Source organism: uncultured Roseobacter sp. (assembly GCF_947488185.1).
Taxonomy (GTDB): Bacteria; Pseudomonadota; Alphaproteobacteria; order Rhodobacterales; family Rhodobacteraceae; genus Roseobacter.
The window spans coordinates 267,174-291,645 of sequence record NZ_CANKYM010000005.1; the positions used below are offsets into that span (position 1 = coordinate 267,174).

Annotated in this window: 23 protein-coding genes; 14 read left to right on the forward strand and 9 right to left on the reverse strand. The window is 60.2% G+C overall.

Translation table 11 applies throughout. From position 1 onward, the window contains the following. Positions 1 to 272 precede the first annotated feature (272 nt). The 4 genes from Q1A52_RS19410 to Q1A52_RS19425 are packed head-to-tail and all read left to right on the forward strand — an operon-like array spanning position 273 to position 4,527. Positions 273 to 1,886, forward strand: a complete 1,614-nt coding sequence (locus tag Q1A52_RS19410; protein ID WP_300019166.1) for a L,D-transpeptidase family protein — start codon at positions 273 to 275, stop codon at positions 1,884 to 1,886. A 32-nt stretch (positions 1,887 to 1,918) separates the two neighbouring features. Beyond that, positions 1,919 to 3,019 carry a UDP-3-O-(3-hydroxymyristoyl)glucosamine N-acyltransferase gene (locus Q1A52_RS19415; RefSeq protein ID WP_300019168.1) on the forward strand — a complete coding sequence of 367 codons (1,101 nt, stop codon included), beginning with the start codon at positions 1,919 to 1,921 and terminating at the stop codon, positions 3,017 to 3,019. A gap of 34 nt (positions 3,020 to 3,053) precedes the next feature. Continuing rightward, positions 3,054 to 3,311, forward strand: a complete 258-nt coding sequence (locus Q1A52_RS19420) for an acyl carrier protein (protein ID WP_300019170.1) — start codon at positions 3,054 to 3,056, stop codon at positions 3,309 to 3,311. A 7-nt stretch (positions 3,312 to 3,318) separates the two neighbouring features. After that, a complete protein-coding gene (locus Q1A52_RS19425) occupies positions 3,319 to 4,527 on the forward strand; it encodes a beta-ketoacyl synthase (protein WP_299783307.1) in 1,209 nt (402 codons plus the stop codon). Positions 4,528 to 4,578: 51 nt separating this feature from the next. Here the strand turns inward: Q1A52_RS19425 and Q1A52_RS19430 are convergent, their stop codons facing one another. After that, complete coding sequence (locus tag Q1A52_RS19430) at positions 4,579 to 5,208, reverse strand: invasion associated locus B family protein (RefSeq protein WP_300019172.1); 630 nt, start codon at positions 5,206 to 5,208, stop codon at positions 4,579 to 4,581. Between the two features lie 419 nt (positions 5,209 to 5,627). Between Q1A52_RS19430 and Q1A52_RS19435 the strand changes: the two genes are divergently transcribed. Together Q1A52_RS19435 and Q1A52_RS19440 are read left to right on the forward strand one after the other, a co-directional pair. Continuing rightward, positions 5,628 to 7,175 (forward strand): helicase HerA-like domain-containing protein, encoded by a 1,548-nt coding sequence (locus tag Q1A52_RS19435; RefSeq protein ID WP_300019174.1) that lies wholly within the window; start codon positions 5,628 to 5,630, stop codon positions 7,173 to 7,175. A 257-nt stretch (positions 7,176 to 7,432) separates the two neighbouring features. Continuing rightward, positions 7,433 to 8,125, forward strand: coding sequence for a hypothetical protein (locus Q1A52_RS19440; protein WP_300019176.1), 693 nt, complete (start codon positions 7,433 to 7,435; stop codon positions 8,123 to 8,125). 33 nt (positions 8,126 to 8,158) lie between these two features. Here the strand turns inward: Q1A52_RS19440 and Q1A52_RS19445 are convergent, their stop codons facing one another. The 6 genes from Q1A52_RS19445 to Q1A52_RS19470 form a co-directional block, all read right to left on the reverse strand. Next, positions 8,159 to 9,463, reverse strand: coding sequence for a branched-chain amino acid ABC transporter permease (locus Q1A52_RS19445; protein WP_300019178.1), 1,305 nt, complete (start codon positions 9,461 to 9,463; stop codon positions 8,159 to 8,161). After that, positions 9,460 to 10,470 (reverse strand): branched-chain amino acid ABC transporter permease, encoded by a 1,011-nt coding sequence (locus Q1A52_RS19450; protein WP_300019180.1) that lies wholly within the window; start codon positions 10,468 to 10,470, stop codon positions 9,460 to 9,462. Before Q1A52_RS19450 ends, Q1A52_RS19445 begins: the two co-directional genes overlap by 4 nt. After that, positions 10,471 to 10,722 (reverse strand): hypothetical protein, encoded by a 252-nt coding sequence (locus Q1A52_RS19455; RefSeq protein WP_300019182.1) that lies wholly within the window; start codon positions 10,720 to 10,722, stop codon positions 10,471 to 10,473. 140 nt (positions 10,723 to 10,862) lie between these two features. Continuing rightward, the gene (locus tag Q1A52_RS19460; RefSeq protein ID WP_300019184.1) at positions 10,863 to 11,687 is read right to left on the reverse strand and encodes an ABC transporter ATP-binding protein; all 825 of its coding nucleotides are present in this window, start codon (positions 11,685 to 11,687) and stop codon (positions 10,863 to 10,865) included. A gap of 97 nt (positions 11,688 to 11,784) precedes the next feature. Continuing rightward, positions 11,785 to 12,567, reverse strand: coding sequence for an ABC transporter ATP-binding protein (locus Q1A52_RS19465; protein WP_299783290.1), 783 nt, complete (start codon positions 12,565 to 12,567; stop codon positions 11,785 to 11,787). Between the two features lie 94 nt (positions 12,568 to 12,661). Beyond that, positions 12,662 to 13,852 carry an ABC transporter substrate-binding protein gene (locus tag Q1A52_RS19470; RefSeq protein ID WP_299827596.1) on the reverse strand — a complete coding sequence of 397 codons (1,191 nt, stop codon included), beginning with the start codon at positions 13,850 to 13,852 and terminating at the stop codon, positions 12,662 to 12,664. Positions 13,853 to 14,016: 164 nt separating this feature from the next. Here Q1A52_RS19470 and Q1A52_RS19475 point away from each other — a divergent pair, with 164 nt between their 5' ends. Beyond that, complete coding sequence (locus Q1A52_RS19475) at positions 14,017 to 15,126, forward strand: PQQ-dependent sugar dehydrogenase (RefSeq protein ID WP_300019186.1); 1,110 nt, start codon at positions 14,017 to 14,019, stop codon at positions 15,124 to 15,126. Here the strand turns inward: Q1A52_RS19475 and Q1A52_RS19480 are convergent, their stop codons facing one another. Next, positions 15,127 to 16,131 carry a GlxA family transcriptional regulator gene (locus Q1A52_RS19480; protein ID WP_299827600.1) on the reverse strand — a complete coding sequence of 335 codons (1,005 nt, stop codon included), beginning with the start codon at positions 16,129 to 16,131 and terminating at the stop codon, positions 15,127 to 15,129. A 192-nt stretch (positions 16,132 to 16,323) separates the two neighbouring features. Between Q1A52_RS19480 and Q1A52_RS19485 the strand changes: the two genes are divergently transcribed. Continuing rightward, positions 16,324 to 17,694, forward strand: a complete 1,371-nt coding sequence (locus Q1A52_RS19485) for a class II 3-deoxy-7-phosphoheptulonate synthase (protein ID WP_300019188.1) — start codon at positions 16,324 to 16,326, stop codon at positions 17,692 to 17,694. A gap of 143 nt (positions 17,695 to 17,837) precedes the next feature. Here Q1A52_RS19485 and Q1A52_RS19490 read toward each other — a convergent pair whose 3' ends face one another. Continuing rightward, on the reverse strand, positions 17,838 to 18,512 hold the full coding sequence (locus tag Q1A52_RS19490; protein ID WP_299783286.1) for a PAS domain-containing protein: 675 nt from the start codon (positions 18,510 to 18,512) through the stop codon (positions 17,838 to 17,840). 300 nt (positions 18,513 to 18,812) lie between these two features. Here Q1A52_RS19490 and Q1A52_RS19495 point away from each other — a divergent pair, with 300 nt between their 5' ends. The 6 genes from Q1A52_RS19495 (at position 18,813) to Q1A52_RS19520 (ending at position 24,400) form a co-directional block, all read left to right on the forward strand. Further along, the gene (locus Q1A52_RS19495) at positions 18,813 to 19,703 is read left to right on the forward strand and encodes a YicC/YloC family endoribonuclease (protein WP_300019190.1); all 891 of its coding nucleotides are present in this window, start codon (positions 18,813 to 18,815) and stop codon (positions 19,701 to 19,703) included. Positions 19,704 to 19,706: 3 nt separating this feature from the next. Then, positions 19,707 to 20,351 (forward strand): guanylate kinase, encoded by a 645-nt coding sequence (gmk, locus tag Q1A52_RS19500; protein WP_300019192.1) that lies wholly within the window; start codon positions 19,707 to 19,709, stop codon positions 20,349 to 20,351. After that, a complete protein-coding gene (locus Q1A52_RS19505) occupies positions 20,348 to 20,875 on the forward strand; it encodes a gamma carbonic anhydrase family protein (protein ID WP_300019194.1) in 528 nt (175 codons plus the stop codon). The genes gmk and Q1A52_RS19505 overlap by 4 nt, the downstream gene beginning before the upstream one ends. 1 nt (position 20,876) lies before the next feature. Further along, positions 20,877 to 22,064 (forward strand): aminotransferase class I/II-fold pyridoxal phosphate-dependent enzyme, encoded by a 1,188-nt coding sequence (locus Q1A52_RS19510; protein WP_300019196.1) that lies wholly within the window; start codon positions 20,877 to 20,879, stop codon positions 22,062 to 22,064. A 15-nt stretch (positions 22,065 to 22,079) separates the two neighbouring features. Beyond that, positions 22,080 to 23,141, forward strand: coding sequence for an ATP-binding protein (locus Q1A52_RS19515; protein ID WP_300019197.1), 1,062 nt, complete (start codon positions 22,080 to 22,082; stop codon positions 23,139 to 23,141). 218 nt (positions 23,142 to 23,359) lie between these two features. Continuing rightward, positions 23,360 to 24,400, forward strand: coding sequence for a substrate-binding domain-containing protein (locus Q1A52_RS19520; protein ID WP_300019198.1), 1,041 nt, complete (start codon positions 23,360 to 23,362; stop codon positions 24,398 to 24,400). Positions 24,401 to 24,472 lie beyond the last annotated feature (72 nt).

Below are 24,472 nucleotides of genomic sequence, written 5' to 3' on the forward strand. Positions count from 1 at the left end.
CGTGATGTTACACGGGGGTGTCATCTCTTCCCCAGATGCAACATTGGTATGTCATAGCCCTGATTGTTAACCAAGTGCTGAAAGGGGGAGCATCTGTTTTTGCGCAATTTTAGGCAAAATATCGCCAATAATGAGAAGGTGGATCAAATTTTGCTGGAGCGATGCGCGCGTGCATCATTTTCACCTTTCCTTGACCGAAAGCCGAAATGTTATTGGACATGACAAGGGTGCGCGGTCACAACCGGTACGATTATTTTTCGAGTGAGGGTCTTATGCCGTCTTTGGTCTTGCGCAATCGTTCTTTGGTTTTTGCCTTAACAGGCTTGCTGTTGGCGCTCTTTAGTTACGTGGCGCCAACACCTGTTGCGGCCCAGGTCACCGCGTTCAAACAGGCTGTGGCGGAAGCTGCCGCGCGCGACAAGGACATTTCCGCTTTCTATCAGGCCAATGCCTATGAAGGTATCTGGACCGGCAAGGGGCGTGATCGCAATCGGCGCGCTGCCCTCATCCAAGCCCTGACCGCGGCTGGGGATCACGGCCTGCCTGCTGCCCGCTATGACGTCGAGGGGCTCCAAGCCAAGATGAAAGCCGCGCGTACACCGCGTGATCTCGGCCTTCTCGAAGTCGAGATCAGCCGCGTCTTTCTGCAGTTCGCGCGTGATCTGCAGACCGGCGTTCTGATCCCCAGCCGCGTTGACAAAGCCATCGTGCGCAAGGTCCCGTACCGGGATCGCACGTCGTATCTTGTGAACTTTGCCAAATCCTCACCCAAGGGGTTCTTTCGCGCACTGGCTCCCAAGACCCACGAGTATACAGGGTTGATGAAAGAGAAACTGCGCCTTGAACGCCTGCTGGCCAAGGGCGGGTGGGGTCCCACCGTTCCTGCAAAAACCCTGAAACCCGGTGCGTCGGGCACAGCGGTTGTGGCCCTGCGGGACCGCCTGGTACGCATGGGTTTCATGAAACGGAACGCCGGTCAGAGCTATGACGCAAGGATGACCGCCGCCGTGCAGCAGTTCCAGCGCGCCCATGGTCTGGCCCAGGACGGCGTGGCCGGTCCAGGCACGATGAAAGAGGTCAACGTCTCCGTGCAGGAACGCCTGCAATCCGTCATCGTCGCGATGGAACGCGAACGCTGGCTGAACCAGGAACGCGGCAAGCGCCATATCGAGGTCAACCTGACCGACTTTACGGCCAAGATCATCGACAACGGCAAGGTCACCTTTGAGACCCGGTCCGTCATCGGCCACCGTGAGCGCGACCGTCAGTCCCCGGAATTCTCCGACGTGATGGAATTCATGGTGATCAATCCCAGCTGGTACGTGCCACGCTCCATCGTGACCAAGGAATACCTGCCGGAACTGCAGGCCAACCCGAACGCTGTAAACCATATCGAGATCACGGATCGTAACGGGCGTCGGATCGACCGGTCGGCGGTGGATTTCACCCAGTTCACGGCGCGCACCTTCCCCTTTGCCATGCGCCAGCCCCCCAGCCGCGGCAATGCGCTGGGTCTGGTAAAGTTCATGTTCCCCAACAAATACAACATCTACCTGCATGACACGCCCGCCAAGAACCTCTTTGGCCGCGAAGTGCGTGCCTACAGCCACGGGTGCATCCGTCTCGCCGATCCGTTTGATTTTGCCTATGCGCTGCTGGCCAAGCAGACCAGCGATCCCAAGGGCTTCTTTCAGGCGCGTCTGGCCACCGGCAAAGAGCAGCAGGTCGATCTGAAGCAGCCCGTGCCGGTGCATATCATCTACCGCACCGCATTCGTGGATGGGAAAGGCCAAACCCAGTTCCGCCGTGACATCTACGGACGGGACGGACGTATCTGGGATGCTCTGTCCAAAGCAGGGGTGGCGCTGCGCGCCGTTCAGGGGTAAATCTGCGCCCGGATCAGACCGGGGGCAGCACCATGACAGAGACAAGCCACAGCGTTCAGGAGATTGCCGCCGCTCTGGGAGCAGAGGCGCATGGCGATACGAGTTTGCGCGTATCCCGCGCGTCGGAGCCGCAAACAGCGGGGCGTGATGATATCGCCATTGCGACCAGCCAGACCTATGCGGATGCGCTTAGTTCCGGCCAGGCCCGCGTTGGCCTGTTGTGGCAGGGGGCGGACTGGGAAGCGCTTGGGCTGAAGGCGGCGATCATTCCCAACCGCCCGCGCTATGCGATGTCCGGCATTACCAAGCTGATGGACCCCGGTCAGGGGTTCGGCGTGGGCATTCATCCCTCTGCGGTGATCGACCCGACGGCGGATCTAGGCGCGGGCGTCAGCGTCGGGCCTTTCACGGTGATTGGTGCGGGTGCAAAGATCGGCGCAGGATCTGTTATCGGCCCGCAGTGTTTCATCGGCTGGAACGCCGAAATCGGCGAAGACGCCTTTCTACGCGAGGGTGTGGGTATCGGCGCCCGTGTCCGGATCGGTGCACGGTTCATCGCGCAGCCCGGTGCGCGGGTTGGCGGTGATGGGTTTTCCTTTGTTACCCCGGACCGCTCAGCCGTCGAAGCGACGCGCAGCACTTTGGGCGATCAGCAGGAAACGGAAGCGCAGTCCTGGACCCGCATCCACTCGCTCGGCGCGGTGACCCTGGGCGATGACATCGAGATCGGCATGAATTCGGTGATCGACTGCGGCACCATCCGCGACACCGTAGTCGGGGACCGGACGAAGATCGATAACCTCGTACACATCGGCCACAATTGCGTCATCGGCACAGACTGCCTGCTTTGTGGCTGCGTCGGCATCGCTGGTTCGGTCGATGTTGGCAACTATGTCATCCTCGGTGGACAGGTCGGCGTCAGCGACAATATCTTCATCGGGGACGGCGTGATCGCGGGGGGGGGCAGCAAGATTCTCTCCAATGTGCCTGCAGGGCGCTCCATCCTTGGCTATCCGGCGGTGAAAATGGAAACCCACGTCGAAAGCTACAAGGCCACACGCCGTCTGCCGCGCATCCTGCGTGACGTTGCGGCCTTGCAGAAAGCGGTTTTCAAATCGGGCCAGAGTGACTAAATCCAAGGGCGGGTAAAGCCGGAGGATTGAGCGCGTGAGCACGAAAGACAAAGTCATCGCCATCATCGCGGAACAGGCTGTTCTGGATCCATCCAACGTCACCATGGACAGCACACTTGAAGACCTCGGGATCGACAGTCTCGGGCTGGTGGAGAGCATCTTCTCCATCGAAGAGGCCTTTGACATCTCCGTGCCCTTCAACGCCAACGATCCGCAGGCTTCGGACTTCGATATCTCCACTGTGGCCTCCATCGTTGCAGGTATCGAACGCCTGCAAGCGGAGCAGAGTTGACGCAAAAATGAAACGCGTCGTCATCACCGGGGCAGGGACCATCAACGCGCTGGGGCATGATGTGCCCTCGACCCTGGCAGCGATGCGCGCCGGTGTGTGCGGCATCGGGGCACTCGAATTGCGGGATGTGGAACGCCTGTCGATCCAGATCGGCGGACAGGTGCGGGGGTTCGAGGCCGAGGGCCGCTACAACCGCCAGCAAATGTCACTCTACGACCGCTTCACGCAATTCACACTGGCCGCGGCCAAAGAGGCCATCGACCAGTCGGGCCTGACCTTCAGCGGTGAACTGGCGGCAAAATCGGGCGTTGTTCTGGGCACGGCGGGCGGTGGCGTCAGCACCTGGGACGACAATTACCGCTCCGTCTATGAGGACGGCAAGAACCGCGTGCATCCCTTCGTAGTCCCCAAGCTGATGAACAATGCAGCCGCCTCGCACGTCAGTATGGAACATAACCTCAAGGGGCCCTCCTTTACGGTTTCGACCGCCTGTGCCTCGTCGAACCACGCCATGGCCCAGGCGTTTTCCATGGTCCGTTCCGGCATGGCACCGGCCATGGTGACGGGGGGATCGGAAAGCATGCTCTGCTTTGGCGGCGTGAAGGCCTGGGAAGGGCTGCGCGTCATGAGCCGCGATGCCTGCCGCCCCTTTTCCGCCAACCGCAACGGAATGGTCCAGGGGGAGGGCGCGGGGGTGTTCGTCTTCGAGGAATTCGAGCATGCGCGGGCGCGTGGCGCGGATATTCTGTGCGAGATTGCCGGATTTGCCATGTCCTCGGATGCCAGTGATATCGTGATGCCATCCAAGAACGGCGCATCACGGGCCATGTCTGGTGCGTTGGCCGACGCCGGGATCAATCGCGACGAAGTGGGGTATATCAACGCCCATGGCACCGGCACCGCAGCCAACGACAAGACCGAATGCGCGGCGGTGGCAGACGTCTTTGGACCGCATGCGGACAAGCTGATGATCTCTTCGACCAAATCGATGCACGGACATCTGATCGGCGGCACCGGCGCGGTGGAACTGTTGGCCTGCATCATGGCCCTGCGCGATGGGGTTATTGCCCCCACCATTGGCTACGAAGAACCCGATCCGGAGTGCGCGCTGGACGTTGTCCCGAACGAGGCCCGTGAGGCCAGGATCAAGGTTGCCATTTCCAATGCCTTTGCCTTTGGCGGCATGAACGCCGTGTTGGCTTTGCGCGCGACGTAAAAAAAGCCGCCCCCGATACGGGGGCGACCGCGTTGCAGATCTGACGTAAGCTTACTGCTCGATCACCGACACGACATCATAGGCGGCGGTAAAGCCGGTCAAGGACAGTGAAATGTCGACTTTCTGATCAGGCGCCAGAACCGGTACGATGGTCAGTGTCGCCTGATTACCCTTCTTGAAGCCGTCGATATCCTCCTGGGTCAGTCCAATCCGCGCGTAACAGCCAATGCTGTTGCAAAATGCGAAAGGATAGCGCTTGGCGGCATTGCTATCGATCTTGACCGTCAGTTGCGCGGCCAGTGATGTCTCCAGCGGCACAATCACCGTTGCACCGGCGCGGGCCTGTCCACCATCCGGCAGGCGGAACAGGGTGAATTCGGAGATGGGCGTCCCCTCGCCATCGGCCAGAAGCTGATACATTTGACAGGGGTCGTCGCCTTCCTCCGTCTTGATGCACCGCATGCTCCAGTCGCCGTGTTCTTCCTTGACATAGGTCTCGCCAACTTTCGGACCTTCGGACGCCTCTTCGCCGAGGCTCAGACCATCCGCAGGAACGGGTGTTTCCTGTACGGGTTCATCAGCGGTCTCTTCCGTTGTCGTGGATTGGGCCATCGCAAATGATGCGGCAAGGATCAGCGGCAACGCTGTTGCAATGGAATAAAATGACGTCAGCTTGGGCATGATTGCTCCGTGTTCATTGGTTTTCTGCGGTGTATCATGCGGTCAGCCAAGTGTCAGTCCCATGCGCATGAAATCGCTGTGTAACCCGCCAGTTTTTTATTGCTATGGCCACTCAATAAGAAAAGGGATGCGCAACGCATCCCTTCCCAAATTTTCTTCTCCCCGTCGGACTGGCCGACTTATTGCGGAGAGGCTACGCAACCGGTTTCGTGCCGTCAACCGGAAAGTCGTAGAAATTGAGACTGATAAGATAAAATCATCGTGTAAAAAGGGCCGTACCGAAAATCGGCACGGCCAGTCTGACAGGGAGGATGCCCAGGCCGGGAAGGACATAACCACCAGCCGGGCAAATTGACTATGGCCCTCAAAGGTTAAAAACGTATGGTCAGAGGACGTGTTTTTTCAAGGGGGCCTTTGGCGTGACATCAGACATCTTTATCGGCGGCGGCGGGCCGGACTATGGCGTGCAGCAGTTTCTCAGCCTTGGGTATGCGAACCGCCACGGGCTGATCGCGGGCGCCACCGGCACGGGCAAGACCGTCACGTTGCAAATCCTCGCAGAGGGGTTTTCCAACGCGGGTGTCCCGGTCTTCCTGTCGGACGTGAAAGGGGATCTCTCGGGCCTCGCCAAAGCCGGCACGGAGAGCCACAAGCTACACGGTCCCTTTACGGAGCGGGCCTCGAAGATCGGCTTCAACGATTATATCTACGAAGCCTTCCCCGTCACCTTCTGGGATCTCTTCGGCGATCAGGGCCATCCGGTGCGCACCACCGTCTCCGAGATGGGACCGCTGCTGCTCGCCCGTCTGCTGGAACTTACTGACGCACAGGAGGGTATCCTCAACATCGCCTTCCGGCTGGCGGATGAAGACGGGCTGCCGCTGCTCGATCTGAAAGACCTGCAATCGCTGCTGGTCTGGATCGGTGAGAACGCCAAGGAATTGTCGCTTCGATATGGCAATGTCTCCGCCGCCTCTATCGGGGCGATTCAGCGTCGTCTGCTGGTGCTGGAAAATCAGGGCGGGGCAGGGCTCTTCGGCGAACCTGCGCTGGCGCTCTCCGATCTCATGCGTATTGACGCCACGGGCAAGGGAGAGATCAACATCCTCGCCGCCGACAAACTGATGGGCGCGCCCGGGCTCTACGCCACCTTTCTGCTCTGGCTTCTGTCCGAACTCTTCGAGGAACTGCCCGAGGTCGGTGACCCCGACAAGCCAAAGCTGGTCTTCTTCTTTGACGAGGCGCATCTGCTTTTCGACGACGCCCCCAAGGCGCTGGTGGAAAAGGTGGAGCAGGTGGCGCGCCTGATCCGCTCCAAGGGCGTTGGCGTCTATTTCATCACCCAGAACCCGGCGGATGTGCCCGAAGACATCTTGGGCCAACTTGGTAACCGCATCCAACACGCGCTCCGCGCTTTCACTGCCAAAGACCGCAAAGAATTGCGCATGGCCGCCGAAACCTACCGCGAGAACCCGGCTTTCGAGACCGAAGAGGCCATCCGCGAGGTTGGCGTGGGCGAGGCCGTCACCTCTATGCTGCAGAAAAAGGGGGTGCCGGGGATTGTCGAACGTACCCTCATCCGCCCGCCGTCCTCACAGCTAGGGCCAATCACCAAGGCCGAGCGCGCCGAGATCATGGTGGGTTCCGACATGGCCGGAAAATACGATGACCCGGTGGATCGCAAATCCGCCTTCGAGATCCTGAAGCAACGCGCGGACCAGGCCGCCGCAGAGGCTGCCAAAGCCGAAGAGTCCGCCGAAGAAGACGCATCCCCACTCGCCCGCGAATTCAGCGCCGCCCGCCGCTACTCCGGCACCCGCGTCGCCCGCTCCACCTCTCGCCGCAGCACCCGCCAGAGCAAAACCCTCGGCGGCGCCGTCGCCAACGCGGTGATCAAAGAGCTCTCCGGCACCACCGGCCGCCGCCTCGTCCGAGGGATCTTGGGGGGATTATTCAAAGGAAGGTAGTGAACGGTTCAAAGACTGAGTTTGGATAGGGTAACTCTATGCGTCTTTTGATATTTTGCTTTTGTGTATTCCAGTTTAGCGTGACCTTCGCTTGGGCCGCGTGCTTTGATTCACCAACATGGAAAGAGCAGCCGATAACTCAGGATTTCATTGATCAACTCGATCAAACCGACCGGACTGGCCGGGCACATTTTGGAATGCTGGTACTAGGTGGTCACTCTGTTGAGCAACGGCGAAACGACCTTCGCAGACACCTTATGTCCGCCGCATTGCTGCACCATAAGGGTGATCGCAGAGCTTTGAGGCAAGAGCTTTCCAAGGGAACGGCAGCTGAAATTGTTCAGGCGATTGACGTTTCCAAACTAAACTCATTGGACAAGTCAAGGGTGACCGAAATCCTTTGGCTGAACGGCTGTACTAAAGAAGCTATGGATTTGCTCGAATCGGGTGCATTGCGATGGAGATCTCACGCTTATCTGCCGGTCGCTACGAGCAACGCACCTCTCCTCTTCGAAATAGCCAACGCCGCGCAGGAGCACGAGGGAATTCATCAAGAAAAGCTTCGCGCACTCGGAAACCTGATCTTGAACCCGGAAACAGCGGAACAAACACTCCTCGATTTCAGTTTCTACATCTCTTCAAAGATGACAAATGATGCCAGGAACGATTCCATACATTTGATTGGCCCGATATTCGCCATGCATCTTTTGGGGGTGGAGGGCGTAGATTTCGAGCGGCCAAGTCTTCCGGACAATCCCTCGCGTGCTGATCAAAGCCTTTATCTGGAACAGTGGACGGATATTGCCGCGTGGGGGAATTTTCTTGGCGCTTGCGAGACGGTAAGTGAAGTGACAGAGGACTTGCTTCGGCTGGCCGATCAACCGACGTCAATCAACCGTAGTTTTTTGGAGGCGTCTGTCGTTCGGTGTTTTGCTATGGCTGACGGGTAAGAGGCATTTTCATTTCGAAAAAGCTTTGTTGAACTACCTTTCCGGGATCAACCCCCGCGGACTGAACCGGAGCACCAGCAGCAAGAGCACGCCGATGGTCAGCAGCCGCATATGCGCGGCACTCTCGATCAGATGTGCTTTGACCCCGCTGCCATCGGGCATTCCGGAGGTGATCCATTCCATCACCTGCAGACCAATCGTCTCGCCTTGATCCCACATCAGGTAGATCAGCATGCCGCCCAGAACAGCGCCAAGGTTGTTGCCCGACCCGCCAACGATCACCATCACCCAGACCAGAAAGGTGAACCGCAGCGGCTGATAGGTGCCGGGTGTCAGCTGCCCGTCCAGCGTGGTCATCATCGCGCCCGCGATGCCGCAGATGGCCGAGCCCAGAATGAACACCTGCAAATGCCGCGCGGTCACATCCTTGCCCATGGCTTCGGCGGCGACCTCATTGTCGCGAATGGCCCGCATCATCCGGCCCCAGGGGCTGTTGAGCGCTTGCTGCGCCAGCCATAACAGCAGCACCAGCACAAAGGCGAACAGCCCGCAGTAGAGCAGCTTGACGTAGATCGTCGAGGCCGTCACCGCATCGACACCAAAGCCTGCGGCCCGCTCCACGAAGACCGGATCATTCTGCAGGTTGATCTCATAGGGCACGGGCCGCGGCACCCCGACCACGTTCTTGACTCCGCGCGACAGCCAGTCTTCGTTCTTTAGAATGGCGATGACAATCTCGGCAATCCCCAGCGTGGCAATCGCCAGATAGTCCGACCGCAACCCCAGCGCCGTCTTGCCAATGATCCAGGCAGCCCCTGCCGCCAGCAGACCACCCACCGGCCAGGCCAGGATCACCGGCAGCCCGAGACCGCCCAGATAGCCGGTCAGTGCGGGCTCGATCGACTCCACCGCCTCGACTGATGGATCGAACAGCCCCCGGTAGACCAGGAACCCCACCACCAGAATGCCGAACACCACCAGAGAGCGGGTCCAGCCCTTGGCCATGCGTCCAGCAACAAAGATGGCGATCCCGATGGTCAGCGCGCCGAGAAACAGGCTGGCGACGATCCCGAAACCACCCGCCTGCCATGCGCCTGGTGTCACCGGCATGCCCACCAGCACCGCGGCCAATCCCCCCAGCGCCACGAACCCCATGATGCCCACGTTGAAGAGCCCGGCAAACCCCCACTGCAGGTTCACCCCCAGCGCCATGATCGCGGAAATCAGCCCCATGTTGAGCACGAAAAGCGCGGCGTTCCAGCCCTGAAACTGCGCGATCAGCGGGATCATCGCGAAGACGGTGGCAAAAAGGATCAGGTTTTTCACAGAGGCACTCATACCGCTTTCCCCGAGAACAGACCTGTTGGTTTCACCAGCAGCACGATTAGCAGGATGACAAAGCTGACCGCGAGTTTGTAGTCGGTGGAGAGCAGTTGCACCAAGGTGTCCGGCGCCATGCTTTCCGGCAGGACATAGGTCACTACCTTCTTCCAGGCATAGGTCACCGTGACCTCCGAAAAGGCGATGACAAACCCGCCCGCAATGGCCCCCAACGGGTTGCCCAACCCGCCCACGATGGCGCTGGCGAAAATTGGCAGCAACAGCTGGAAATAGGTGAAAGGTTTGAAGCTCTTGTCGAGCCCGTAGAGCACCCCCGCAATGGTCGCCAGCCCCGCCACGATCAGCCAGGTGATCATGACCACGCGTTCGGGGTTGATGCCGGAGAGCAGCGCCAGATCCTCATTGTCCGAATAGGCACGCATCGACTTGCCCGTCCGGGTGCGGTTGAGGAACCAGAAGAGCAGGGCGACCACGATCACCGCCGTCAGGATGGTAATGCCCTGCGTTGTCTTGAACGCCAGCCCCTCGCGCAGACCCGTCATTTCGCGGAAAGTGCGGGCCGAGATGATAAAGCGTTCGCCATCCAGAAACCGCTGGTCATCCGGTCCGATAATGAAGCGCACCAGCCCGTTGAGCACGAAGGTGACGCCGAGGCTGACGATCACGAAGATCACCGGCTTGGCCTTCTGCGCCCTATAAAACTTGTAGACAACTCGGTCGGTGGTCAGCACCAGCGCCATGCATCCCAAGATGCCGAAGGGCAGGGCGAGCAGGGCCGTTGGCAGCGGCCCCAGTGAGACGCCCCAGCTCTGAAAGAGCCAGGTGACCAGCACGGTCACCATCGCCCCAAAGGCCATGGTGTCGCCATGGGCAAAGTTCGAGAACCGCAGAATGCCGTATATCAGCGTGACCCCAAGCGCCCCAAGGGCAAGCTGCGAGCCATAGGCCATTGCCGGAATGATCACGAAATTTGAAAGCGCTACGATAGCGTTGAGGAGGTCCATTCAGTTGTTACCCCCGAATGAAGAACACTTGCCATGCCATTGCGAAGTGACAAATTCGCCAAGAAAAGCTGTATGTCTAGAATGAACCGCAGAACCATCGTTCAAGATGGATGTCGATTGAACGATGCCACTGCCTGCTGGTTCGACGAAAGAAACAGCGCCATCTCCAGCCAAAGGCATGACTTGGACCAAATCGATATTGCCTTGCATGAAGGCCTTGCCCTGCTCATCGACAAAAAAAGTCAGTTCCATCTCTTTTGCTTCACAGTTTGTACCCCGCGAGCATTCAGTGTCGAAATTACACACAAACGAACTGGCCTGAGCCATCGTTGCCACGGGCGAAAATGTAACCGCGGATACGAAAACGACTTTTAGAAAGCACCTCAAAAAATTCATCCCCCCAAAAACGACTTGCGCACTTCAGGGTCGGCCAGCAGTTCCTTGCCCGTCCCCGTATAGGCATTGCGCCCCTGCACCAGCACATAGCCCTTGTCGGCGATCTCCAGCGCCTGCCGCGCGTTCTGCTCGACCATCAGGATCGGAATGCCCGTGCGCGCCACCTCAATGATCCGGTCAAAAAGCTCATCCATCACGATGGGCGATACCCCCGCCGTCGGCTCATCCAGCATCAACACCTTCGGTTGCGTCATTAGCGCCCGGCCCACCGCCACCTGCTGCCGCTGCCCCCCCGACAGCTCGCCTGCCGGTTGCCGCCGCTTGTCGCGCAGGATCGGGAAGAGGTCATAGATCTGCTCCATCGTGGGCCTAATGTCATCCGTGCGGATAAACGCCCCCATCTCCAGATTTTCCTCAACGGTCATGGAGGTGAAGATGTTCGAGGTCTGCGGCACGAACCCCATGCCCCTGGCCACCCGATCCTGCGGGCTGAGCGCGGTGATGTCCTCGCCGTCCAGCCGCACATGCCCCTCGCGCAGGTTCAACATGCCGAAAACCGCCTTCATACCGGTGGATTTGCCCGCACCATTCGGTCCGACGATCACCGCAATTTCGCCCCGATCCACCGCAATGGTGCACTCATGCAGGATATCAGGGCCACTGCCGTAGCCGCCTGTCATCGCTTCACCAATCAGAAACGGCCCACCGGCAGAGGCATACGCCTTGCCACCCGGTTTAACAGGTGTCGCGGTCCCCATGCCCTTGGGGTTGCCCAATGACAGATCCTTGTTGCCGCGATCAGAATAGGGGTCAGTGCTCATCCAAACCGCTCCCGTTTCTTCTGGCCGGAGATATCCCCGCCGGAGGCATAAAAACTTTTGCGCACCTCTGCATAATGCGCCGACACCTGAAAGATGCTCATGCGCCCACCTTGTCCTTATTTTTCAGGCCGGTACCGAGATAGGCCTCGATCACCTGCTCATTCGCCTTGATCTCGTCCAGCGTGCCCTGCGCCAGCACTTTGCCCTCGGCCATGCAGATCACCGGATCGCACAGGCGCCCGATGAAATCCATGTCGTGTTCGATGACCACGAAAGTATAACCCCGGTCCTGGTTGAGTCGAATAATCGCGTCGCCAATGGTGTTCAGCAGCGTACGGTTCACACCCGCGCCGACCTCGTCCAGAAAGACGATCTTGGCATCCACCATCATGGTGCGCCCCAGTTCCAGCAGCTTCTTCTGCCCGCCGGAGATCTGGCCCGCCTTATGGTCCGCCAAATGCTCCACGGTCAGGAATTCCAGAACCTCGTCGGCCTTGGCCCGCAAGGCGCGTTCCTCATCGGCGATGCGCTTGCGCCCGAACCAGGTGTTCCAGAGCGTCTCACCCGACTGCGCGCCGGGCACCATCATCAGATTCTCGCGGCAGGTCATGGACGAGAACTCATGCGCGATCTGGAAAGTGCGCAGCAGGCCCTTGTGAAAAAGCGTGTGCGGCGGCAGGCCGGTGATATCCTCGCCCTGCATGGTCACGCGCCCTGATGTTGGTTGAAGAACACCGGCGATCACGTTGAAAAGGGTTGTTTTTCCTGCACCATTTGGCCCGATCAACCCGGTGATCATGCCTTTTTCGATTTCCAGCGACGCTCCGTCCACGGCATGAAAACCGCCGAAGTGTTTGTGAATATCGTCCACGACGATCATGTGTTTTCCCCGTCAGCGCTGTGTTGGCGCCTTGTATAATTGGAACAGCCCGGCGCGCAACGCTCCGGGCTGTTCATTTTCCCTGGCCGACAGATTACTTGAAGCCGATGGTGGCGTTCTTGCCATCCTGCACTTCGATCATGCGGTAAGTACCGGCAGATTCACCGGGGCCGATCAGCTCAACCGCCGAGGCGCCGACATAGTCCACATCGCCGCCGCCGCGGATGATATCGAGCGCCTTGCCCAACTCACCGGGGTAGATCTTTTCGCCAGGCGCATTGGCAACATCAAGGATGTGCTTGCCGTACTCCGCGGGATCGGTGCTGTCTGCCGCTTGCATGGCCAGCATGAAGAGCGCCGCTGCGTCATAGCTTTCGGGCGTGTAGGGCGAGGTGGCGTCAAAGGCGTCGCCGGCCATCGCGGTCAGCTTTTCGATGCCTTCACCGCCGGAACCGGCAATCTGGCCGTAAGAGCCGTTCAGCGCATCGCCGACATTTGTCGGAAGGCTGTCGCCGATCATACCGCCGGGCAGACCAAAGGTGTCAAAGGCGCCCGTGTCCAGAGCCGCGTTGATGATGCCCAGACCGCCCTGGTCCAGATAGCCAGCGACGACCAGCAAGTCACCTCCGGCAGAGGCCAATGCGCCCATCTCGGCAGAGTAATCCGCCTTGCCGTCTTCATGGGCGGCAACGATGGTCACTTCGCCACCGATTTCCTTGAAATTGCTTTCAATCGCATCCGCGAGACCTTTGCCGTAGTCATTGTTGGTGTAGGTTAGGGCGATGGATTTCACGCCGCGTTCCTGCAGGATCTCGGCCATGACCTGGCCTTCGCGCGCATCCGACGGGGCGGTGCGGAAGAAGAGATCATTGTCTTCAACTGTGGACAGGCCCGGCGAGGTGGCGGAGGGCGAAATCATCACCATGCCGTTCGGGATCGCCACGTTTTGCAGGATCGCACCGGTCACACCAGAGCAGTCGCCGCCGATGATACCATGCGCACCATCCGCGATCAGACGTTCGCCGTTGGAGGTGGACAGACCGTTATCGATACAGCCGGTGTCCGCACGCATCGGCGTCACCTTGGCCGCATCCAGCAGCTTGCCGCTCTCTGTCACTTCGGTCATCGCCAGTTCCGCACCCGCGGCCATCGGGCCGGTCAGTGATTCAATCGGGCCGGTGAAGCCGATGAGAATGCCCAGTTTTACTTCCTTTGCGTGACCACCTGCCAGTGCAGAAGTCGCCACAAGAGCTGCAGCCGTTGAGGCCAAAAGCATCTTTTTCATTGTTTTCTCCCATATTGGAACATCACGTTCGGGCGACAGGTTATGCGCGCCGTGCTCAAAAGAAAAGCGCTTTTCGCCCCCTTCACAATCAGCTCAGCGCGCCTTGAGAAACAGGGCTTTTCTCCTACTTCCACAATGTAAGCGCAATCAGGGAGACCCAACAGATGACCCGCCGATTTCCAGTGACAGCCCTCGCCCTTTCTGTCTTGTTCAGCACCTTCACGACGATGATGGCGCAGGCCGACACGCAGATCACGATGTCGCCGATGGCAGACGGGCTCGATACGCCCTGGGGCATCGCTATTCTGCCGGACGGCGGCCTGCTGGTCACGGAGCGGGAGGGCGAGTTGCTGCATTTCCGCGATGGGGTGCGCCGCGAGGTGGCGGGTGTGCCGGATGTAGCCGCGCGGGGGCAGGGCGGATTGCTGGATATCACGCTAGCGCGGGACTTTGCGCAGACGCGGGAGCTGTTTCTGACCTATTCCAAACCTCAACGCGGCGGCGCCGGAACGGCTTTAGCGGTGGCTCGCCTGTCGCAGGATTCGACTCGGCTGGAAAACCTGCGCGTGCTCTTTGAAATGGCGTCCGGCAGTTCGGGTGGGCGGCATTTCGGCAGCCGCGTGGTGGAGGCGGCGGATGGCACGCTCTTTGTCACCATCGGCGACCGGGGTGACCGCCCGTCCGCGCAGGATCGCCTTTCGCACAATGGCGCAATTGTCCGGGTCAATCGGGACGGGTCGGTGCCGCGCGACAATCCATTCGTGGGGCAGGCAGATGTGTTGCCGGAAATCTGGTCCTTCGGGCACCGCAATCCACAGGGTGCAGGTTTTGACGCCTCCGGGCAGCTCTGGACGTCGGAGCATGGCGCGCGCGGTGGCGATGAGCTGAACCGCGTGAAGAAAGGCGCCAACTTCGGCTGGCCGGTGATCTCCTACGGGCGGCATTACTCCGGGGCCAAGATCGGCGAAGGTGCCACCAAGCCGGGGATGGAACAGCCGCGGCACTACTGGGACCCATCCATCGCACCCTCGGGATTGTTGGTCTATCAGGGCGAGATGTTCCCGGACTGGCAGGGGGATATCTTCGTGGGATCTCTGAAATTCGACTACATCTCGCGGCTGGAGGTGTCGGGAAATGCGGCACGTGAAGCCGGTCAGATCAAATCCGATCAGACCAGCCGCGTACGAGACCTGATCGAAGCGCCTGATGGGAGCATCTGGTTCATCTCTGTAGGCGACGGGGTTGTCTACCGCATGGCGCGCGCGGGCGCCTGATCAGATCGACAGGCGCGCGGCGTGACTGCCACGCTCGCGGTAGGGCGTGGTGTCATAATGCGACCGGTAGCATTTGGAAAAATGCGAGGGTGAGGCAAAACCGCAGGCCAAGGCCACGTTGATCACGCTCATATCGGTCTGCATCAGCAGGTTGCGCGCCTTTTGCAGCCGCAATTCCATGTAGTAACGCTTGGGCGAGCGGTTGAGATAGCGCCGGAACAGCCGCTCCAGCTGCCGGGTGCTCATGCCCACGTTCTTGGCGAGGATTGAGGGGCTGATCGGCTCCTCGATATTGCCTTCCATCATCTGGATGACTTTGCTGAGCTTCGGGTGGCGCACGCCAATCCGGGTCGGCACCGACAGGCGCTGGGTGTCCTGATCGGTGCGGATCGACGCATAGATCAACTGATCCGCCACCATATTGGCGAGTTCTTCGCCCTGATGATCGGCAATCAGCTTGAGCATCAGGTCAATCGATGAGGTGCCGCCTGCGGTCGTGATACGGTTGCCATCGACCACAAAGACAGATTTCGTCAGGTCGACCTCCTGAAACTCCTCGGAAAAACTGTCCTGATTTTCCCAGTGGATCGTGGCGCGTTTGCCGTCCAGCAGCCCCGCCTTGGCGAGCGTGTAAGCTGCCGTACACAGGCCGCCGACCAAAAGCCCCTTGCGCGCCTCGCGGCGCAGCCAGCCCAGCACGCGTTTCGTCGTCGCCGCCTGCACGTCGATGCCGCCACAGACCATCACCGTGTCGTCGCGGTTCAGATCTTCAAGATCCCCATCCAGCTTGAAACCGCTACCCGAGGAGGCATAGACGATATCACCGCCCTCGCCGATGATCCGCCATTCATAGAGTTGCTTGCCGGCCATCCGGTTGGCGATGCGAAGGCTTTCGACGGCAGCGGAAAAACAGAGCAATGTGAAATCGTCGAGCAAAACAAACACGAAACGCTTCGGTTTGTCGGCGGGCGGATCTTTCCGCAGGGCTGGTTGCATCTGGGACATTGCCGTCTCTTGATCTTATCTTCCCGGGACAGGGTGTGCGGTATCCACTGTCTGTTGGCTCACATGGTCACGACCGAAACGCGACGTCAAGAGGTCGAATTTGTGATATGGTCACTGCCGGAAGGCTTTTGTATAGAGAGCGCTGAGATGTGAGCGCTCGCAGGAATGCGGGCTCAACCCGGAGTAGAAAACATGACCGAATGGACAAAATCAAGCTGGCGCGCCAAACCGCGGATCCAGATGCCGGACTATCCGGATCAGGCCGCCTTGGAGGCTGTCGAGGCCCAGCTTGCCCGGTTCCCATTGCTTGTTTTTGCCGGTGAGGCCCGCCGTCTCAGAATGCACCTCGCGGCAGCAGGTCGCGGCGAGGCGTTCTTGCTGCAGGGCGGCGATTGCGCCGAGAGCTTTGACCAATTCAGCTCGGATGCGATCCGCGACACCTTCAAGGTGATGCTGCAGATGGCCACCGTGCTGACCTACGGTGCCAAGGTGCCGGTGATCAAGGTGGGTCGCATGGCCGGGCAGTTCGCCAAGCCGCGCTCGGCGCCGACCGAGACAGTGGATGGGGTGGAATTGCCGAGCTACCGCGGCGACATCATCAACGAACTGGATTTCACCTCGAAAGCCCGTATTCCGGATCCGGAAAAGATGCTGCGCGCCTATACACAGGCGGCCGCCACGCTGAACCTCATTCGCGCCTTCTCCACCGGGGGCTACGCTGACATCCATCAGGTGCACGCCTGGACGCTCGGCTTTACCGAGCATGAGAAGGTCGAGCGCTACCGCGAGATCGCCAATCGCATCTCGGACACGCTGGACTTCATGTCCGCCGCCGGAGTCACGCCGGAGACAGCGCATACGTTGCAGTCGGTGGAATTCTACACCAGCCACGAGTCTCTGTTGCTGGAGTATGAAGAGGCGTTGACGCGCATCGACAGCACCACCGGCAAGTGGCTCGCGGGCTCGGGTCACATGATCTGGATCGGCGACCGCACGCGGCAGCCGGACGGCGCGCATGTGGAGTTTGCCAGCGGCGTCCAGAACCCCATCGGTCTGAAAGCAGGCCCGTCGATGACGTCGGAAGACCTCAAGGTGCTGATGGCCAAGCTGAACCCCGAAAACGAAGAGGGGCGCCTGACCCTGATCGCGCGGTTTGGGGCCGGGTACGTCGGTGAACACCTGCCACGGCTGATAAAGACCGTGCGCGAAGAAGGTGCCAATGTCACCTGGGTCTGCGATGCGATGCATGGCAACACGATCAAGTCCTCGACCGGTTACAAGACACGACCTTTCGATTCCGTGTTGCGCGAAGTGCGCGAGTTCTTTGCCGTGCATGCCGCCGAAGGCACCGTGCCGGGGGGGGTGCATTTCGAGATGACCGGGCAAGACGTGACCGAGTGCACCGGAGGTGTCCGCGCCGTCAGCGATGAAGACCTGTCAGATCGCTACCATACCGCCTGTGATCCGCGCCTGAACGCCAGCCAGTCTCTGGAACTGGCGTTCCTGGTGGCCGATGAGCTTTCGAACCGGCGCGCCGCGCACCGAGATCAAGCCGCTGGCTAACGTAGGCTCCCCGACTGGATTGAAGCCCGCCCCGGAGGTATCCGCGGGCGGGCTTTTCCATTGGCGGGGGCCAAAAACAAAACCACCCGCACATTCTGTGCGGGTGGCCTTCCTGATCAAAGGAATTTGGTACTAAAATCCGGTCAGTCGTCCGACTTCACCAGCCGCAGGTAGGGCGCGTGCTGGCGCGGCGTCTCGCTGCGAAACGGCACGCTGGGCTCGCGAAAGGCCTGCTCAGGCGTTGTCGCGGGCTTCTTTGTGGCTGCGGGCGCAGGTTTGTCCTTGTGGATCGCGGGCGGCAGCGCGGCGTCAGCCACAATCGGGCGCAACGCACTGCGGGTCACGTCGAACCGGCGCGGACTGCGGCCCATTTCACCTACTGAAACCAACGCGCCGAGAATGCGGCTCACATCGCCCAGATCACTTTTCAGCGGCATCAGCACCATGCGCGCCTCCAGTGGCGGCAGGCCAGCACCGGCCTCGGAACGCAACTCCAGGGAACATGTCGCCGGCGTTTCAAAGACTTCTTCGAGAGTATCGCTCAGCTGACGTCGCGAGGCGGGCGTGATGAAGGAGGTCAGCGGCATGCCGCGCACTTCCATCCCCATCAGATCACTCAGATGGCTGCCAGCAATACGCAACCGTGCAATGCCGGGCGCAATTCTCTCGACGATGAAGGAATATTCCAACGCCTGCTCGATCCCGCGCGGGTCAATCTCCGCGCGGTTCGGCATCAGACGGTTGCCACGCAGGGCTTCCCAATAGGCCTCCAGCTGCGCGATTGGTGCAAATCCTGTATGTGAAACACGTTGCGTCATACTAAATACATTGTGCGTTTTTTGCCCGCCGTTGTCCATCGCCCAACCCTTTGCCTATATCGGTGCTCGCGCACAGTCTGAAATCGTTACGAAGGCACCCATAGCGTTTATTAGCACGGTGCCAAACTGGTTACTGGAACTTTAATATCAACAATTTTCTACAAATGGTGGGATATGTTTAGATTTGGTTAACCGATACGTGCAGGGGCCTGGCGTCGGCGAAGCATCGCGCAGGGGTTGCCCTGACCGCTTGAATCGCCATAAGGCTGGCGGGAACGACGGCCGAAAGGGCAAGAACTGATGATCCGCTCCATGACTGGTTTTTCCTCGGCCACGGGCAGCCTGTCGCCCCATTCCTGGGCCTGGGAGTTGCGGGCGGTGAACGGCAAGGGGCTCGATCTGCGGCTGCGTGTGCCGGACTGGATCGACGGGCTTGAAGCGGGGTTGCGCAAGCTGCTGGCAGCCCAGGTCACCCGCGGCAATGTCACCCTGTCGCTGCGGCTGGCACGGGATGAACAGGCAGGCGCTCTCCAGATCAATGAGGCGCAACTGAAGTCTGTTCTGGATGCAATGGCGGTGATCGAGGCCCGCGCGATGGAGGCGGGCGTCTCCCTGGCCCCGGCGACCTCCTCCGATATTGTCGCCTTGCGGGGCGTGCTGGAACAAAGCACCAGTGAAGATGATGCCGCACCTCTGGCAAAAGCGCTGCTGGCGGAGGCCGAGGCCCTGATTGCCGATTTCAACGCCATGCGCGACAGCGAAGGCGCCGCCCTGCAAAAGGTGTTGCGGGGCCAGCTAGAGGAAGTTGCGACCCTGACGGCGGAAGCGGCACGGCTGGCGGAGGCCCGCAGCGGCACGCTGGCAGAGACCTTGAGGCGCAATCTGGCCAAGGTTATGGACAATACCGATGGCGCTGATGCCGACCGCGTGGCGCAGGAACTCGCGCTGATTGCCGTGAAATCCGATGTGACCGAAGAGATCGACCGGCTTGCTGCCCACGTCGAGGCGGCGCGCGACCTGATCGGGCAGGGCGGGCCGGTGGGGCGCAAGCTCGATTTCCTGATGCAGGAATTCAACCGTGAGGCCAATACGCTCTGCGCCAAGGCGCAGAACACCGATCTGACCCGCTGCGGTCTGGCGCTGAAGGCGGTGATCGACCAGATGCGCGAACAAGTCCAGAATGTGGAGTAGACGATGACCGCGACACGCCGGGGCCTTTTGATTATTCTCAGCTCGCCGTCGGGGGCGGGGAAATCGACGCTGGCGCGGCGCTTGCGGACCTGGGACGCGGATATCGAGTTCTCGATTTCGGCCACGACCCGCGCGGCGCGCCCCGGCGAAGAAGACGGGCGCGAATACCATTTCGTGGATGAGGCCGCGTTCAAGGCGCAGGTAAGCCACGGCGGCATGCTGGAGCACGCGCATGTCTTTGGCAATTTCTACGGCTCCCCCCGGGCGCCGGTACAGGCGGCGATCGATCAGGGCCGGGACGTGCTCTTTGACATCGACTGGCAGGGCGCGCAGCAGATCACCAATTCGGCGCTCGGCGCGCATACGCTGTCGATCTTCCTGCTGCCGCCTTCGATCCGCGAATTGCGCAACCGGCTGGAGAAACGCGGTCAGGACGATGCGGAGACCATCGCGCGGCGTATGGAAAAGAGCTGGGACGAGATCAGCCACTGGGGCGCTTATGATTTCGTGATTGTGAATGACGATCTGGACGAGACCGAAGAAAAGCTGAAAACCATCATTTCGGCCACGCGCCTGCGGCGCAGCCAGCAACCGGGGCTGACCGAACACGTACGCCATCTGCAATCGGAATTCGAGGAGCTGTCATGACACGCTACGCTTTGGGAGATCACGGCCCGCAGGTGCATGCGGATACATGGGTGGCGCCGGACGCCAATCTGGTGGGGCAGGTCGTGCTGGAAGAGGGCGCCTCGGTCTGGTTCGGTACCACGATCCGCGCTGATCACGAGGAAATCCGCGTGGGTCGCGGCTCCAATGTGCAGGAGAATTGCGTCTTTCACATTGACGCGGGCTATCCGCTGACCATCGGCGAGAATTGCACCATCGGGCACAAAGTGATGCTGCACGGCTGCACCATTGGCGACAATTCCCTGATCGGCATGGGCGCGACGGTGCTGAACGGGGCCAAAATCGGCAAGAACTGCCTGATCGGCGCGGGCGCGTTAATCACGGAGAACAAGGTGATCCCGGATGGCTCTCTTGTGATGGGCGTGCCCGGCAAGGTCGTCCGTGAGCTGGATGCACAGGCGATCCATGGCCTGACGCTGAGCGCGCTGCATTACCAGGAAAACATGCGCAAGTTTCGAGATGAACTGCGCCCGATAGAAAGCTGATATGAAAAACGAAAAAGGATCGCTGGTGCGCCCCGACGCACTGCCTGACAGCGCCAGCCGCCCGGTCGTGACCCCGCTGAGCCCTTCGGTTGTCTATGCATCGGACACGCCCGATATGCTGGATCAGCAGTACGAAGGCGGGCTGCAAGGCTACACCTATGCGCGCGAAGGCCATCCCAACGCCGATGTGGTCGCCAAACGCATGGACCGTCTTGAGGCCGCGCCGCATTCGGGTGTCGTGACGGCTTCGGGCATGGCAGCGGTCTCTGCGGTGCTGCTGGGGCTGACGAACGCGGGGGATCACGTGATCGGCGGCAACCAGCTTTATGGTCGGTCGCTGCGGATGATGAGTGACGATCTGCCCCGCCTGGGCATTGCCACCTCCATGGTCGATCCTGGTGATATCGAGGCGATGCGCGCGGCTTTGCGCCCGGAGACGCGCATGGTGCTGATCGAGGTTGTCTCCAATCCGACGCTGCGCGTGGCGGATCTGAAAGGGCTCGCGACCCTGTGCAGGGAAAAGGGTGTCCTGCTGGTGGTGGACAATACCTTCACCACACCGCGCGCGATCCGGCCCTTTGACTGGGGCGCGGATATCGTGATCCACTCGATCACCAAGCTGCTGGCGGGGCATTCCGATGTCATGCTGGGCTATGTGGCGGCGCGCGATGCGGCGCTGAACGACCAGTTGCGGGTTTTTACGGTGACCGCCGGGATGAACCCCAGCCCCTTTGACTGCTGGCTTGCGGAACGCGGGATGTTGTCGTTCGATCTGCGCTTTGACCGGACCCAGGCCACGGCCGCCCGGCTGGCCGATCACCTCAGCACTCTCACGGGGGTGACACGTGTGATTTATCCGGGCCGCGACGATCATCCCGACCGCGCCCGCGCCACGGAGCTCTTGGACGGACAGTTCTGCAACATGGTCAGTTTTGAGCTGGACGGGGATCGGGAGGCCGCCAACGCCTTCACACGCGCCGCAGATGGCTTGAACTTCGCACCGACGCTGGGGGATATCGGCACCACGCTCTCGCACCCCGCCTCCTCCTCGCATCGGGCGCTGACGGCAGAAAAACGTGCGGAGCTTGGCATGTCCGAAGGGTTTTTCCGCGTATCCGTCGGGTTGGAAGACGCGGATGCACTCTGCCAGATTTTCACCGACGCCGTCGCCGCCGCGACGGGTAGCTGACGGGACACGGGTGCGATGAGCCAAGCCCTGACCGACATTCTGGCCGCACTGCCTTTGCCGGCCCTCATCATCGATGGCAGCGAGCGGATTGTCAGCGCCAATACTGAGGCACGCAACCTGATCGGGCAGGGAATCGAAGGGCGTAACTTCGTGACCATGCTGCGTCAACCTGGGCTGATCGACACGGTTGAGGCCGTTCTTCGGGACAGCCGCCCGCGCGTGGCGCAATACCTGGCGAATGACGGGGTGCAGGATACGACTTTTCAGGTCACCGCGCGGGCCTTGGCGGGGCAGAAAGCCCTGCTGCTGTGTTTCATGGATGTGACGCATCTGGAGCAGGCGGGCCAGATGCGTCGGGATTTTGTCGCCAATGTCAGTCACGAATTGCGCACCCCGCTGACTGCCCTGATGGGGTTCATCGAAACCCTGCGCGGCCCGGCCCGCGAGGATGCCGTGGCGCGCGACAGATTTCTCGACATCATGGAAGGCGAGGCGGGCCGGATGAACCGGCTGGTGGGCGATCTGCTGTCGCTGAGCCGTGTGGAGGGGGATGAACGTGTCCGACCCCGGGATCGGGTCAACCTGACAGACATCCTGTCATCCGTTCTGCGCACCCTGAAGCACTTGGCGGAGGAGGCGGATGTCACGCTGGAGGCGGATTTTGGCGACGCACCGGTTGAGTTGATCGGTGACCCCGACCAGCTGATGCAGGTGTTCACCAATCTTATTGAAAACGCGATCAAATATGGGGCATCGGGGAAGCGTGTCACCGTCCAGATCGACCTGGCGGATCGGGACCCGGCCTTGCGTGCGCCCGGCGTGCGCGTGCATGTGATCGACTATGGTCCGGGCATCGACGCCATTCACCTGCCACGCCTGACCGAGCGGTTTTACCGCGCTGACAGCCATCGCAGCCGGGCCCTGGGCGGCACCGGTTTGGGACTGGCCATTGTGAAACACATCATCAACCGGCATCGCGGGCGTTTGAGAATGGAAAGTGAATTGGGCAAAGGCGCGCGGTTCACCGTGGTCTTGCCGACGCAAGCAACGGTGTCCGCAACCGAATCTGACGTCTGAGTCGCTCTTTCTCCACCGTGGATTGAATCCGCCCCTTCAAGCGGGCTGTGATAAAATCGATTTAAATCAGTTGGTTGAAACTCAACCAGATGCCAGACGCCATACGTCATAAAAATGTTACGTAACTGTCACAAAAGCATTGTCACAGGCCCGTACCACCGGCCCCAAGATCGCCATGGGGGTGATCAGATTCGAAATTGAAAATGACAGGAGATATCATGTCGTTCGTAAAACTCACCACTTCCGCGCTGGCCATTGCGGCCGTGTCCGCAACCACCGCTGCCGCGCGTGATCAGGTGCAAGTTGCCGGATCGTCGACCGTACTGCCTTACGCGTCGATCGTGGCCGAAGCATTTGGTGAAAATTTTGATTTCCCGACACCCGTTGTCGAATCCGGTGGCTCCTCCGCGGGTCTCAAGCGGTTCTGCGAAGGTGTGGGCGAGAACACCATCGACATCGCAAACGCATCGCGCGCCATCAAGGACAGCGAAATTGCCGTCTGCGCCGAGAACGGTGTGACCGACATCATCGAAGTGCGCATCGGGTATGACGGCATCGTCTTTGCCTCCGACATCAACGGTAATTCCTTCGAGTTCACGCCGACGGACTGGTACAAAGCTCTGTCCGCCGAGGTTGTTGTCGACGGCGAAATCGTTGCCAACCCCTATACAACCTGGGATCAGGTCAACCCGGAGTTCCCCGCCCAGCCGATCCAGGCCTTTGTTCCGGGCACCAAGCACGGCACCCGTGAAGTCTTCGAAGACAAGGTGATCCTCGCGGGCTGTGAGGCAACCGGCGATTTCGAGGCCTTCAAAGCAGCCAATGGCGACGATAAGAAAGCCGCCGAGAAAGCCTGCATCGGTCTGCGCACAGACGGTAAGTCGGTCGACATCGACGGCGACTACACCGAGACCCTGGCGCGTATCGAAAGCAACAAAGACGGCATCGGCGTCTTTGGTCTGGCGTTCTACGAGAACAACACCAACAAGCTGCAGGTTGCGACCATGTCCGGTATCACACCGTCCACGGAAAGCATCGCAACAGGCGAATATCCTGTGTCCCGCCCGCTGTTCTTCTACGTGAAGAAAGCCCACATCGGCGTCATCCCCGGCCTCAAGGAATTCGCTGAATTCTTCGTGGCAGACGAAATTGCAGGCCCCGATGGCCCGCTGTCCGAATACGGTCTGGTGGCGGATCCCAAGCTGGAAGACACGCAGTCCGCAGTGGCCGACGAAGCGGTTCTGGGCGGCAACTCCTAATCTGCCTGAACAAGGTTTTTTCGGGGGCGGATCTCTTCGCCCCCGAAACTGACGAAAGACGCATCATGCAAT